The organism is Granulicatella sp. 20925_1_28 (assembly GCF_041433575.1).
GTDB lineage: Bacteria > Bacillota > Bacilli > Lactobacillales > Aerococcaceae > Granulicatella.
Window position 1 is genome coordinate 286,509 of the sequence record NZ_JAPWBS010000001.1, and the last position, 14,239, is coordinate 300,747.

The window sequence follows — 14,239 nt, forward strand, 5'->3', positions numbered from 1 at the left end:
TATTATAGATATATTATAGCATATCTTTTACTAAACCGTAAATAAATTGTTCTGGTTCAAATGGTTGTAAGTCATCCATTTGCTCCCCTAATCCGATAAATTTCACCGGAATGTTTAATTCGTGACGAATTGAGAGAATCACTCCTCCTTTTGCAGTCCCGTCTAATTTCGTTAAAATCAAACCAGTAATGTTAATCGTCTCACCGAATTGTTTCGCTTGAACAAGAGCGTTTTGACCAGTCGTTGCATCTAACACTAATAATGTTTCATCAGCACCTGTTTCGATTTCACGAGAGATAATACGATTCATCTTCTCTAACTCTTTCATCAAGTTCACTTTATTTTGAAGACGACCCGCTGTATCGATTAACAAATAATCGAAGTTCTCTTCTTTTGCTTTCTTAATCGCATCAAATACAACTGATGATGGATCCCCACCTTCACGACCGGATACTACAGGAACACCTACACGTTCGCCCCATACTTCTAATTGTTGGATGGCACCGGCACGGAACGTATCTCCTGCAGCTAGTAATACTTTATTGCCTTCTTGTTTTAATCTCCAAGCTATTTTACCGATTGTGGTTGTTTTACCAACCCCATTCACACCGACAAACATTAATACAGTTGGACGACCTTCTGCTTTCTTCAGCGCAGATAAGTTGTCTTCCCCTTTTTCGTAAATATCGACCATCTTCTCTATGATGACTTCTTTTACTTGGCCAGAAGTCGTTGCATTTTGCAGACGAACTTCATCACGTAAGGCATCCGTAATCGCTAATGTCATCTCGAAACCTACGTCTGAAGAAATAAAGGTTTCTTCTAAATCTTCAAAGAAGTCTTCGTCGATTTCTCTAAAATCAGCAAGAAATTCGTTTAAACGATCTGAGAAACTACGACGCGTTTTCTCCATCCCTTTCTCATATTTCTCAATGACAATCGACTCTTTCGTCTCCTCGTGTTTAATGACTTCATCTTCACCGGTAAAGGCACGTTTAATTCGATCAAATAATCCCATGTTTTCCCCTCACTTTACGCTTGTTTATTCATTTCTAAAATATGATAAATGGCCTGCGCAACACCAGATTCTTCATTTGTCGCTGTCACATATTTTGCCACTTCTTTGACTTCTTTTGAGCCATTGCCCATGGCTACAGGATAACCAACAACCGTTAACATCGGCAAGTCATTTTCCTCATCACCACATGCAGCCATTTCATCCAACGAAATACCAAGAATTTCTCCAAGCATACGAAGACCGTTTCCTTTTGAGACATGTTTAGGAACGACTTCTAATAAGAATGTTCTTGATTTCATACAGTTGAAGCGTTCGAAGAATTCTTTAGGTAATTTTGCAATTCCTTCATCTAAAATATCTTGTTCGATACAAAGAACAGCTTTATTAAAGATATGTCCTTCTTCAAAATCTTCTGGATTCTTTTGTTCAAATGTAATTGGGTGTGGTAATGTGTTATAAATTGACGGACGTCCTGCTGGAGGCGTTGGCTCGTAAGCTCTCACCGTATCAATCATCACTAATGGAAGACCAACTTTTGTCACTTCTTCATGGCAATACTTCATATCCTCAACAGTATGTCCTGTTTCATAGACGATTTCTCCATGTTTTGTTTTTTGAATTAAACCACCATTGAAGTTAATCGCGTAATCATCGTCCCCCATTAGGTCTAATTCTTCCAGTAAGTGAACAATACTTACAATTGGTCGACCAGTACAAAGAACCACTTTAATTCCATTTTCTTTGGCCAATTTAATGGCTTTTTTATTTTCTTCTGTTATTTTCTTTTCACCAGTTAATAATGTTCCATCTAAATCTAGTGCAATTAGTTTAATCAACTATAAAACTCCTTTAAGCATTTCTGCTTTCATTATACGCTCATTGTACATATCTAGTATATTATACCACAAAACACATCATTTCGTATTGAAAAATAAGAGGCAGCACGCATTTGCCACCTCTTATTTTCTATTTTGCTTCTTCTAATTCATCGAAGTCTTCAAACTTAACTGAAGCAAGTTTTGAGACCCCAGATTCTTGCATCGTTACTCCATACAATACATCGGCTTCTTCCATCGTACCACGGCGGTGCGTAATTACGATGAATTGCGTACGGTTTGTAAATTCTTTTAGGTAACGACCATAACGCGCTACGTTTGCCTCATCCAGTGCTGCTTCAACCTCATCGAGTAAGCAGAACGGAACTGGCTTCACTTCTAAGATTGCAAATAGTAATGCAATCGCAGTAAAGGCACGTTCCCCACCAGAAAGTAGACTGAGTGATTGAAGCTTCTTACCAGGTGGTTGAGCGATAATCTCAATCCCTGTCTCAAGTAAGTTATCCGGATCCGTTAACTCAAGCGTTGCACGTCCACCACCAAATAAGCGTGGGAATGTGCGCTCAAACTGAGTACTTACGGCATCAAAGGTTGTCTTGAAGCGTGTAGTTACTTCTTCGTCCATTTCCGTAATCGTTTCTTCTAGCGTTTGTTTGGCTTCTAGTAAATCCTGTTGTTGCGCTGTTAAGAAGGTAAATCGTTCCTGTACCGCCTCAAACTCTTCAATCGCTAACAAGTTTACCGCACCCATTTGTTCGATTTGTTGTTTTAAGCTACGAACGAGTTTCGATGCTTCTTCAATCGACATGTCTAGTGTTGTTTTAGCAATTGCTGCTTCAAACGTCAATTCGTATTCTTCACTCAAGTACGTTAATTTTTGGTCAATCGAGATTTCAAAACGATTTGCTTTCGTTTCTAATCGTGTTTGATTTTTCAACTGGTCTTGTAATTGATGTTGCGCTTGAGTTCTAGCAGCTTCTGACTGTTTTACATGAATTTCAAGGGCAGCACGCTCATCACGTAATTCCTTAATCAGTGCATCTAATTCATCCACTTGACCTTTTAACGTATCAAACTCTTCTTGAATCTTCGCATAAATTGCTTCGTCTTCCTCTTGATTACGAGACTGCTCCGATTTCTTAGAATGTAATAATTCAATTTGATCTTCTAAGCGAGTTTTTTGAAGTTTCGTTTGATGAATTTCACGCTTTTCTTGGTTAAATTGCTCTTGAACACGAGCACGATTCGTACCAAGTTCTTGCAATTCTTTTTGTTTTTCTTGAATTTGTTGAGTCTTATCTTCATTCGATAATTGAAGGTAATCCAATTCTTTCTTCAAGGATGCATTTGCTTTTTGAAGAGCCACCAATTTCTCATGGTTTTCAACATATTGCTCTTCCAATTGCTCATATGCTTCAATGAGTTCATCCATTTCAAATTGGTTTGCTTGTTGAATACGTTCGTGCTTTTGAACTTCTTCAAGTGCAAATCTTGATTGGAATTCTAATTGGTTGAGAGTTTGTTCCAATTGAGTATGACTCGCATTTAATTCGCGATACTCTTCTTCTAACTTGTTCTTTTCAGCTGTCACTTTTTGGAACTGTGCTGATAATTTTTCGTATTCAGCCTTTGCTTCTTCAAATTGCTTTGTCACTGTTTCTAGTTGACTGTTACGACGAACGAGTGACTGTTGACCAGAGTTCTTAGAAGCTCCCCCTGTCATCGAACCTCCCGCGTTTACGACATCCCCTTCAAGTGACACAATACGATAGCGATAACCGAGTTGTTTCGCTAATAGTTGTGCTACTTGTAAGTTTGTCGTTACAAGAGTTGTTCCAAGTAAATTTTTGATAATAGAAACATATTTTTTATCTGATGAAACAAGTTCGCTTGCAATACCAATAAATCCGTCGACTTTTTTCGCTTGGTTCAGAACTGTATCTGGTACTTGTTTTTCTTTAATAATTGATAATGGTAAGAACGTTGCACGTCCTAGACGATTCGTCTTCAAGTACGTAATCGCTTTGGCAGCAGCCTTTTCATCCGTTACTACAATATGCTGGCTCGTCGCTCCTAGCGCGATATCAATAGCTGTTGTTAATTGTTCATCTACACGGATCAGTTCCGCTACAGAATTGACAACACCCGGTAAATCCGTTTTGTGTTTAAGAACTTCACGAACCCCTTGATAGTAACCAGCGTAGTCTTCAGAAACTTGTTTTAAGCTTCGAACCGTTGCTTGTAATTGTTGAAGGTGGCGTTCTTTTTCCATCCCTTCGCTAGAAAGAGTTGCATGTTTCTCATTCACTTTTGCTAATTTTTCTCTTAGCTGCGAAAGTCGTTTTTCAGAAGCAGCTTCTTCTTTAGTGAGTTCTTCAATTTTCTCAACAAAATGATTTGCTTTTTCTTCTAAAGCACGATGTTCTTCATCAAAAGAATCAAAACGCTCTGTCATTTTCTCTTGAGTGTTTTGGTTTACTTCCATTGACTTCTCAAGGTTTTTTTCTTGGTTGAGTAAACGTGAGATTTCTTGTAATTGCTCAATATAACGATTTTGAAGCTCTTTAACGCTTTCCTCGTTACTTTGACTTAATTGGTCTAACTCTTCTACTAATTGGCTCCAAGCCTCTTCTACGTTCTTTAATTCAACCTTACGCTCGACTTGATTCTTTTCAAGAACTACTAATTTTTCTTCTACTTCTTCTAACTCACGAAGAGCCGCAGCCAGTGCTTCTTGATTTTCTTCATCACTTCGTTCAGCGAATTGACGACGTTGCTCGAAGACTTTCCGTTGACCATCCAATTGTTCAACTTTTTGGATTAATTCCACGTATTCTTCTTGCTTTGCATCGAGTTCTTCATTACGAGCTTCAAGTTTGATTTGGTTTTCCTCAATGTCTACTTGAAGGCTTTCTAATGTTGCTTCCGTTTGCGCTAATTGCTCTTGTAATTGTTCTACTTCTTGAAGTGCTACTTTCCACTGAGCATTCAACGTTTCGATTTCAACTGCTAAAAGGGCTGTTTCGACATCTTCTAACTGTTCTTTCTTAGAAACGTACGCAATCGCCTTTTCGCGTTGTTCTTTCAGTGGTGCTAATTGCCCTTCAATCTCATGGAGAATATCTTCCACACGATTCAAGTGATCTTGTGTTTGATTCAATTTGCGTTGTGCTTGATTCTTACGGTCTTTGTATTTTAATACTCCAGCCGCTTCTTCGATAATCATTCGACGTTCTTCAGGTTTTTCGTTAAAGATTTGCTCTACTTTCCCTTGCGAAATCAAAGCAAATGAGTCTTTCCCTAACCCTGAGTCCATCATTAAGTCAGTAATGTCTTTCAAACGAACTGGTTTCTTGTTAATTAAGAAATCACTTGCCCCATTACGATTCAAACGACGCGTTAACACGACTTGTGTTTGATCCGTTGCCAACACTTTGTCTTCGTTGTTGATATACAGATTCACTTCGGCGATATTCACTGGCTTTCTTGTTTGAGAACCTGCGAAAATAACATCATCCATCCGTTTCCCACGTAAACTCTTAGCCGATTGTTCCCCAAGAACCCACTTAATCGCTTCAGAAAGATTAGACTTTCCACTACCATTAGGTCCCACAACCGCAGTCACGCCTTTATCGAATTCAATTGTTGTCTTATCGGCAAATGATTTAAATCCCGACATTTCAATTTTCTCTAATTGCATGCTTTAATCCTTTCTTTCTATGAAAGTGAACTCTGTGTTAGTTCTTCCATAGTCAATTTTGCGGCCATTTGCTCGGCTGCCTTCTTCGTTTTACCACTCGCAGTTTTGTATTTCTTCCCATCCACAGTTAATTGAACGGTAAATACTTTATCATGCGAAGGTCCTTCTTCTTTAATCAATTCATAACGAATATGAACTGTCCCATTTTGTTGCAAATACTCTTGTAACTCTGTTTTGAAATCAGTAATCAGTTCATAACGTCCATTTTTAATTTTAGGAACAATTACTTGGTCTAAGAAGCGTTGCACTTCTTCCATCCCTTTATCAAGATAAAGAGCACCGATAAACGCCTCGAACACGTCACATAAAACAGCTGGCTTTTCACGGCCACCGCTAAGTGTTTCTCCCTTACCTAGTAATAAATACTCGTTCAGTGAACATTCCTTTGCAAGCATCGATAAGCTATCTTCGCAAACGATTTGAGCTCTAAGTTTTGTTAATTGTCCTTCTTTAAAATGAGGAAATTGTCTAAAAAGCCAATCTGAAATATTCAGTTCTAAAACCGCATCTCCAAGAAACTCGATGCGCTCGTTATAGATTCCCTTCATTTCTTTATGCTCATTGGCATACGAAGAGTGAGTCATCGCTTCTACGAGCAATGCCTCGTTATTAAACGAAATATCGAACTTCTCTTTTAAAATTGCTGAGAGTGCTTTTATCTCTTTCATGATGGCCTCCTGAAAAATTCCTTATCTTCAATATTATACGCGTTTTGGGGTTAGATTACAAATTTACGCCACAAAAAACGGCTTGAATTCAGAGTTTCAAGCCGTTTTAAAATATTATTTACGATATCCTTTTACGCAATATTGATTTTTCTCTTCGTCATAGTTTAATGACTCGACGAGAGTACGCTGTTGCAACTGATTCAACTCTTTTGTCTGCGTCACGTCTAACCACTCTTCATAGTATGTCATTTGCGCTTTTACTTGTTCTTTCAAGAAAGCCTTTAATCGTTCCACATCTGCTTCATTTACTGCAGAAATTTGAATCGATGGATAAAGGTTAGGCTGGAATTCGCCTTCGATTAAGTCTGTCTTATTATAGACTGTCACCATTGGAATTTCTTGCATTTCCAAGTCGTTTACTAAATCGATAACCGTCTTTTCATGTAGGGAGAACTGCACGTTTGACGCATCCACCACATGAACTAATAAATCGACATCGGCACTTTCTTCGAGAGTTGATTCAAACGCATGAATCAATGTTGTTGGTAACTCTTGGATAAAACCTACAGTATCTGTTAAAGTCACTTCAAAATTCGGGAACAAGTCTACCTGTCTAGTTAACGGATCCAGTGTCGCAAACAATTGGTCCATTTGATAAGTACCCGCATGTGTTAATTGATTTAAAATCGTAGACTTTCCAGCATTCGTATACCCGATTAATCCCAGTTGGAATCCATTAGAACTCTTTCTCTTCTCGCGTGAACGTTCACGGTGTTTTTTGATCTGTTCTAGCTGTTCTTCGATATCTTGGATTTGCTTACGAATATAACGTCTATCAGTTTCCAAGCGAGTTTCCCCTGGACCACGAGTACCAATTCCCCCACCTTGACGAGACAAGCCTTCACGTTGACCCGAAAGACGTGGCAGTAAGTAGTTTAATTGCGCGAGCTGAACTTGAAGTTTCCCTTCTTTAGAGCGAGCACGCATTGCAAAAATATCTAAAATCAATTGCACACGGTCAATGATACGACAGCTAATCGATTCATTAAGATTTTTCACCATCGAGCCTGTGAGCGATTGATAAAATACAACAAGGTCCACTTCTAGTTCGTCGACAAGATGGCTGATTTCTTCAACTTTCCCTTTCCCGACAAGGGTACGTCCACTAATCGACTCACGTTTTTGAGTAACGGTCGCCACCACTTCCCCCATCGCTGTATCGACTAATTGCGCCAGCTCTTGGTTAGCATATGCGAAATCTTCATCGGTTTGCATCGTTTGTACGCTTACGATTAATACGCGTTCTCTTTGTTCCATTCTATCCCTCCTCTACAAAAGCTGATAGTTCTTCTAATAGTTCTTCTTTATCTTTTGGATTCTCTAATAAATTCACCCAACAAATTTGCGGCAGTCGATTTCTAAACCACGTTAATTGTCGTTTGGCGTATCGTCTTGAGTTTTGTTGAATGTTTGCAATAATCGCCTCACGCGACTGTTCTCCTTCAAAATACGGAATCCATTCCTTATATCCAATTCCACTAATCGATTGGATATCTAGGCCTTTTGATTTTTCATATAACTCCCTAGCTTCTTCTTCAAGACCTGCCTCACTCATCAATTCTACACGCAAATTGATCCGCTCATATAGAAGTGCTCTATCTGTATTTAATCCAATAATAAACGCATCATAGTGCGGCGTCTTTTGAATTTCTAGGCTTGAAAACTTCTTACCTGTCGCATGAATCACTTCTAGCGCACGAATCACGCGTCTAGGATTATTGACCGAAATCTTTGCAGCGGCTTCTGGATCTACGGCATTTAATTCATTCCAAAGCACTTCTGAACCTTTTTCTTCCAGTTCTTTTTCTTTTAATAAACGAAAGGCCGGATCATTCGAGCCCTCACCGCTATAATGAAATCCATATAATAGACCTTCGATATAGAGTCCTGTTCCACCTACGATAATCGGAAGCTTCCCACGACTCGTAATCTCTGTAATTGCTGCTTCGGCCTTTTCTTTAAAGTCACTTGCAGTAAAAGGTTTATCCCACTCACAAATGTCTAGTAAGTGATGACAAACGCCTTCTTTTTCTTCCTTAGTAACTTTTGCAGTTCCAATATCAAGCCCCTTATACACTTGAAGCGAATCTCCATTTATGATTTCGCCGTTGAAGTGTTTTGCAAGTTCAATACTGAGAGCTGTTTTTCCTACCGCAGTTGGTCCCACGATAATAATAATTTTTGGTAGCTTATCGCTCATAGTTCTCCTTTAATTGTAACGCCTTTTCCGGATAGTCCGTAAAAATAGCTTCAATCTGTAGTTCAAAGCAACGGTTAATGTCTTTTTCTTCATTCACGGTCCAAACACGTAAAGGCAACCGATTCGTATTCCATTCAAGCGTCCAATCGAGCAACTTCAAATCAGGATGATACGATTCTTTTTCAAGCATGGCATCCCCTTTATTTGCCCACTCCTTAGATTCAAAGAGAAGCCCAATTTCTTGAGAAGGATTTGCTTGTTTCAGTTCAACTAGTGTATAAGGATTAAAACTTGAATAGACAATGGCAAATGGCCAATCCTTAGTACTTTGCAATGCTAGACATTTCTCAACGAGACCTTCATATTGAATAACATCTGTTTTTAACTCAATATTTAATTGACCATTGAAACCTAACCCTTTCAGCAATAGGAGTACTTCTTCAAGAGTTGGAATCTTCTCACCAGCAAATGTCGCATTAACCCAACTTCCTGCATCTAGCTCTTTGATTTCTGCTAGTGTTAAGTTTCTGATTTCTCCAGTTCCATTAGTTGTACGGTCGACCGTTTCATCATGAATAACAACTAAATGTCCATCCTTTGTTAGGTGGACATCGAGTTCAATGCCGTCACTACCCACACGCACTGCTTCTTTGAACGATGCGAGTGTGTTTTCTGGATGTGTCCCTTTACTCCCTCTATGTGCAAAGATTTTTGTCATTTGCGTTCACCTTCTGCTCGTGTATCATTTTCTTGTTTAATTGCGTTTGAAATTTGTAATAGTTCTTTTGCATTTTCAAGTGTTAGTGCGGTAATCGTTGTACCTGAAAGCATGCGTGCGATTTCTTCTATACGTTCTTCTTCGTCCATCACTTTAAGAATCGTATGCGTACGTTCGCCTTCTTCTACTTTTTCAATATGAATATGCGTATCCGCCATACTGGCCACTTGTGGTAAATGCGTAATACTCAACACTTGAGCATATTCAGAAATGTAGTGCATTTTTGAAGCAATCGCCTGCGCCACACGTCCGCTAACTCCTGTATCCACTTCGTCAAAGATAATCGTTCCAACGATTTGTTCTTTCGTGAAGATGGACTTCATCGCTAATGTAATACGCGACAACTCCCCACCAGAAACAATCTTGCTTAGAGGCTTCAATGGTTCCCCTTTATTCGTTGAAATATAAAACTCAACAAGGTCAATCCCTGTTTCGAGTAAGGCTTCCGAAGTCTTAAATTGGATGGCAAATTGCGCATTCTCCATATAGAGTCCATGCAATTCACTCACAATATCTGCTTCTAAACGTTTAGCCACTTCACGACGAATACTTGAAATATTCTCCGCAATCGCGAAGGCTTCAAGAGTGGCCTGCTTCAACACTTTTTCTGTTTCAGCAATCAATGCTTCTTTATTTTCAATCTTATTCAAAGCATCTCTTGCTTTATCTTGGAAGGCTAGAATCTCTTCTGCATCATCCCCATATTTACGTTTCAATTGATAGTAAACATCAAGACGTTCTTCAATAAAGGCAAGGCGTTCTTCATCAAATTCAGCATTTTCGATTTCATGACGAATCGCACTCGCAGCGTCTTGTAATTGATAGTAAGCCTCGCTCATTTGCGTAGAAAGTGTCTTGAAGCTTGTTGAAATTGACTCTAGGCTTTCCACTTCACGTGTCGCTTCTCCGATGGCATCGACGCTTGAATATTCTTCCCCTTCAAGAGCAGCAAGAGCTGTTTGAAGTGCCGTTTGGATTTTTTGGAAGTGCGTGAAGTATTCTTTTTCTTCACTTAATTGTTCTTCCTCACCCACATAAATATTGGCTTCTTCGATTTCTTGCAATTGAAATTTCAACATATCTACGCGTTGTGCATCTTCTTTTTCTGCTGTTTGAAGCGCTCTGAGTTCTTGTTTTGCAGCAACCACTTTGGCGTATGCCTCGTCATATTCAGCTATTAAATCTCCCATTTGATGGTGTGCGAACTCATCTAATAGCCCTAAGTGTTTCTCTTCATTTAATAATAAGAAGTGCTCATTTTGGCCATGAATATCGATTAAATAAGGGCCGATTTGTTTGAGGAGCGCAACAGTTGCTAACTGTCCATTAATACGGCAGTTTGATTTTCCATTTTGCAATAATTCACGTTGAATCATTAATTCATCTTCAACGACTTCAACACCGAATTCTTGCAGCTTTTCAACAACGGAAGGATCCTCAATTCGGAATACCCCTTGAATCAAGGACTTTTCTTCACCATAACGAATCATTTCGAGCGATGCACGTTCACCAATTAATAGTCCCACCGCATCAATAATAATCGATTTACCAGCGCCCGTTTCCCCGGTTAATACAGTCATCCCTTTTTCAAACGTACACTGAACTTCTTCGATAATGGCAAAATTTTTAATGTAAATCTCTTGAATCAAGTTCGTCACCCTTTACTTTTTTAATCGTTGCGCTTCTTTAACCGTCTCACGCGCGAGTTCTTCAAACGAATGAACTTCGCTTGGAGCCGTATTTTTTAAATGCGCTAAAAATTCAATATTCCCACTTCCACCAGTGATTGGCGAATACGTTACTTTTTCAACAGTAAATCCAATTTGTTCGCTGAAGCTTAAAATATCTACTAATACATCTTCGTGGACTTTTGGATCACTCACAATCCCTTTTTTTCCGATGCGCTCACGACCTGCTTCGAATTGTGGTTTAATCAACACGAGCACGTCTCCGCCTTCTTTTAGAATTGGTTTTAATGGCGGTAAAATAAGCTTTAATGAGATAAACGATACGTCGATTGACGCCACATCTGGTTGTCCTTTTGTGAAATCATCTGGAGTTGCGAAACGGAAATTCATACGCTCCATCACAACAACACGCTCATCTTGGCGAAGTTTATAGTCTAATTGGTTATACCCTACATCGAGCGCATAACTTTGTTTAGCACCATTTTGTAAGGCCGCATCTGTAAAGCCACCAGTAGAGGCACCAATATCTAATAAAATCTTCCCATCAACACTGACATCGAATTCTTTTAAGGCTTTTTCTAATTTCAAGCCGCCACGAGAGACATATTTTAACGGTTCACCTTTAATCATCAATGAACTCGTCACAGGAATTTTTTCCCCTGGTTTATCGTATCGGTTATGATTCACTGCATCCACAATCTGTCCTGCCATAACAAGACGTTTGGCTTTTTCTCTGGAATCTGTCAGCCCTTGTTGGACGACAAGAATATCCACACGTTCTTTTTCCATTTGTTACTCCTATATTTCTAAATACGTTAAAAATTCAACGAGTAGCGCCTTTGTTTGTTGATTTGCTGGTGTAAACTCAACTTCCTCTAACGTACGCTTACAAGACGAAATTTCGCTTGCTAAGGCATCTTTTGCGCCTTCTACTCCTAAGAGACTAGGATACGTATTTTTACTAAGTTCTGAATCCTTACCTGTTTCTTTACCAGTTTGCTCACTTGTCCAGCACACATCTTGCAAGTCGTTTTGAATTTGGAATGCTAGGCCAAAGTGAGTCGCATATGAAACAAAAGCTTCTTTCATCTTCGCATCATCGATAAATAGATTTCCAAGACGAACAGCAGCTAGTAATAACTCGCCTGTTTTCTCACGATGGATTTCTTTCATTTGTTCCAAAGTAATCGTCACTTCTTCACTAGCAATATCTTTCATTTGCCCTGAAATCATGCCACTCATACCAGAAGCTGTTGATAAAATCTTCACGGCTTCCACTAACTGATTCGCTTCTAAATTAGCATTCGCAGCAACCTCAAATGCTAATGTAAGTAATGCATCCCCTGCTAAAATCGCAGTCGCTTCGTCAAACGCCTTATGCACAGTTGGACGGCCACGACGCAGGTCATCATCATCCATTCCTGGTAAGTCATCATGAATGAGTGAATACGTATGAATCATCTCTAAGGCACAGGCCAAGTCTAACGCTGCTTCATTTGACGAAGTTCCAGCTGAACCAACCGCAAGCGTCAAGAGCGGTCTAATACGTTTCCCACCGGATTGAACCGCGTATAGCATCGCTTCTTTTAGGCGTGAATCTGAAGTTCTTTTTTCAATCAGCTGCGTTAAATGAAGTGCTACGTCTTGTTGAAGTTGTTGAATAACATCCTTCACCATACGACTATGCCTCTTTTCCTTCTGCATTCACTGTAATCATTGCACGAACGGTTTCTTCGGCTTTTGTCAATGTTTCATTACATAACTGGCTTAATTCCATTCCTTCTTTAAATTTATCAAGCGCTTCGTCTAAAGGAACATTTCCGCTTTCTAATTGGCGCACGATTTGTTCTAAGGCACCCATTGCTTCTTCGAATTTCATTTCTTTTTTAGCCATTATAAACTCTCCTTATTTTTTGCTGTGACAGTAGCATTCACTAAACCATCACTGAGTCTGATTTCAATTGGTTGTTTTTCTTCAATTTGGTCAATAGATTTTACGATATCGCCGTCTTTAAATACGATACCGTAACCACGTGTCATAATCTTTAATGGACTGAGTAAATCTAATTTCTCCACTAATTGTTGGAATCTGATTTGCTTATCTTGCAAGTAATTTTGATTGCTATCAACTAATTGCTTATGCAACCATTCGAGTTTTTGCTTTTGTTGAATTAAGATTTGTTCTGGCGACACTAATTGCAGGCGGTGCGTAAATTGCATCGACTGTTGTTTTGCCAAGTGAAGTCTTTGTTGCATGCCTTGCATTAGTTTTAATCGCAGTTGATCGACTTGTTGTGCATAGACTTCATACATCCGCTCTGGTTTTACGAAAATACCCGACTTTTCTAGTTTACTTAATAACTCTTTACGAGTATTCAACTGGTTCAGCATCGTCGTTTGCAAGCGCCCTGTTAAATTTCCAAGTTTTAAATGAATCTCATTTAAAACCGGCGTTGCAAGTTCTGCTGCGGCAGTTGGTGTAGCTGCGCGTTGGTCAGCAGCAAAGTCTGTTAAAGTCGTATCTGTTTCATGTCCTACACTGGAGATAATAGGTAGTGAGAATGAAGCGACACGTCTTACAACCGGTTCCTCATTAAAGGCCCATAAATCTTCGATGGAACCTCCACCACGACCAATGATAACCACATCGGCATCCGACTGTTCGACTAAGTCTAAGTTTTTAAGAATACTTGGAACCGCGTGTACTCCTTGCACCACGGTTGGATATAACACGAGTTGCGCGATTGGGAAACGACGTGCAACCGTTGTTTGAATATCTCGGATAACAGCACCTGTATCACTGGTTAGAATCGCAATTTTCTTTGGAAATACAGGAATTGGTTTCTTCGGTCCAGCAAATAAGCCTTCTTCCGTTAATTTCTTTTTCAACTGTTCATAGGCTTGATAAAGAGCTCCAACACCATCTGGTTCCATGTGCTCGATAATCATTTGGTATTTCCCAGATTTCTCATATACCGTTACGCGCCCAATCACAAGAACCTTCATTCCTTCTTCTGGTTGGAATTGAATTTTCTTGTACGCTCCTTGGAACATCGTTGCAGCGATAATGGCATTTTCATCCTTCAAGTTGAAATACTTATGCACACTATTTTTATTAAAGTTCGAAATTTCTCCCGTCAAGTAAACGCGGTCTAAGTGCGGATCACGGTCAAATTTAGTTTTAATATACTTCGTCAGCGCACTGACGGTTAAGTATTCTTGTTCCATGTC

At 39.3% G+C, this 14,239-nt stretch carries 12 protein-coding genes; all 12 read right to left on the reverse strand.

What is annotated here, in order from left to right; genetic code table 11:
* Positions 1 to 13: 13 nt before the first annotated feature.
* Positions 14 to 1,018: a signal recognition particle-docking protein FtsY gene (ftsY, locus tag O3793_RS01305; protein ID WP_371445010.1), complete on the reverse strand. Its 1,005-nt coding sequence runs from the start codon at positions 1,016 to 1,018 to the stop codon at positions 14 to 16.
* Positions 1,019 to 1,032: 14 nt separating this feature from the next.
* On the reverse strand, positions 1,033 to 1,854 hold the full coding sequence (locus O3793_RS01310; RefSeq protein WP_371445012.1) for a Cof-type HAD-IIB family hydrolase: 822 nt from the start codon (positions 1,852 to 1,854) through the stop codon (positions 1,033 to 1,035).
* 130 nt (positions 1,855 to 1,984) lie between these two features.
* Positions 1,985 to 5,554, reverse strand: a complete 3,570-nt coding sequence (smc, locus tag O3793_RS01315; RefSeq protein WP_371445014.1) for a chromosome segregation protein SMC — start codon at positions 5,552 to 5,554, stop codon at positions 1,985 to 1,987.
* Positions 5,555 to 5,571: 17 nt separating this feature from the next.
* Positions 5,572 to 6,282, reverse strand: coding sequence for a ribonuclease III (rnc, locus tag O3793_RS01320; protein WP_371445016.1), 711 nt, complete (start codon positions 6,280 to 6,282; stop codon positions 5,572 to 5,574).
* A gap of 114 nt (positions 6,283 to 6,396) precedes the next feature.
* Entirely contained in the window at positions 6,397 to 7,599 is a 1,203-nt protein-coding gene (hflX, locus tag O3793_RS01325) for a GTPase HflX (protein ID WP_048713784.1), read from the reverse strand.
* A 1-nt stretch (position 7,600) separates the two neighbouring features.
* A complete protein-coding gene (miaA, locus tag O3793_RS01330) occupies positions 7,601 to 8,542 on the reverse strand; it encodes a tRNA (adenosine(37)-N6)-dimethylallyltransferase MiaA (protein WP_371445018.1) in 942 nt (313 codons plus the stop codon).
* Positions 8,532 to 9,260, reverse strand: a complete 729-nt coding sequence (locus O3793_RS01335; protein WP_371445020.1) for a glycerophosphodiester phosphodiesterase — start codon at positions 9,258 to 9,260, stop codon at positions 8,532 to 8,534. Before O3793_RS01335 ends, miaA begins: the two co-directional genes overlap by 11 nt.
* Entirely contained in the window at positions 9,257 to 10,978 is a 1,722-nt protein-coding gene (gene recN / locus O3793_RS01340; protein WP_371445022.1) for a DNA repair protein RecN, read from the reverse strand. The genes O3793_RS01335 and recN overlap by 4 nt, the downstream gene beginning before the upstream one ends.
* A 3-nt stretch (positions 10,979 to 10,981) precedes the next feature.
* Complete coding sequence (locus O3793_RS01345) at positions 10,982 to 11,797, reverse strand: TlyA family RNA methyltransferase (protein WP_048713769.1); 816 nt, start codon at positions 11,795 to 11,797, stop codon at positions 10,982 to 10,984.
* A 9-nt stretch (positions 11,798 to 11,806) separates the two neighbouring features.
* The gene (locus O3793_RS01350) at positions 11,807 to 12,685 is read right to left on the reverse strand and encodes a polyprenyl synthetase family protein (protein WP_371445024.1); all 879 of its coding nucleotides are present in this window, start codon (positions 12,683 to 12,685) and stop codon (positions 11,807 to 11,809) included.
* 4 nt (positions 12,686 to 12,689) lie between these two features.
* Positions 12,690 to 12,902 (reverse strand): exodeoxyribonuclease VII small subunit, encoded by a 213-nt coding sequence (gene xseB, locus O3793_RS01355; protein ID WP_371445025.1) that lies wholly within the window; start codon positions 12,900 to 12,902, stop codon positions 12,690 to 12,692.
* Positions 12,902 to 14,236, reverse strand: coding sequence for an exodeoxyribonuclease VII large subunit (gene xseA / locus O3793_RS01360; RefSeq protein ID WP_371445027.1), 1,335 nt, complete (start codon positions 14,234 to 14,236; stop codon positions 12,902 to 12,904). Before xseA ends, xseB begins: the two co-directional genes overlap by 1 nt.
* Positions 14,237 to 14,239 lie beyond the last annotated feature (3 nt).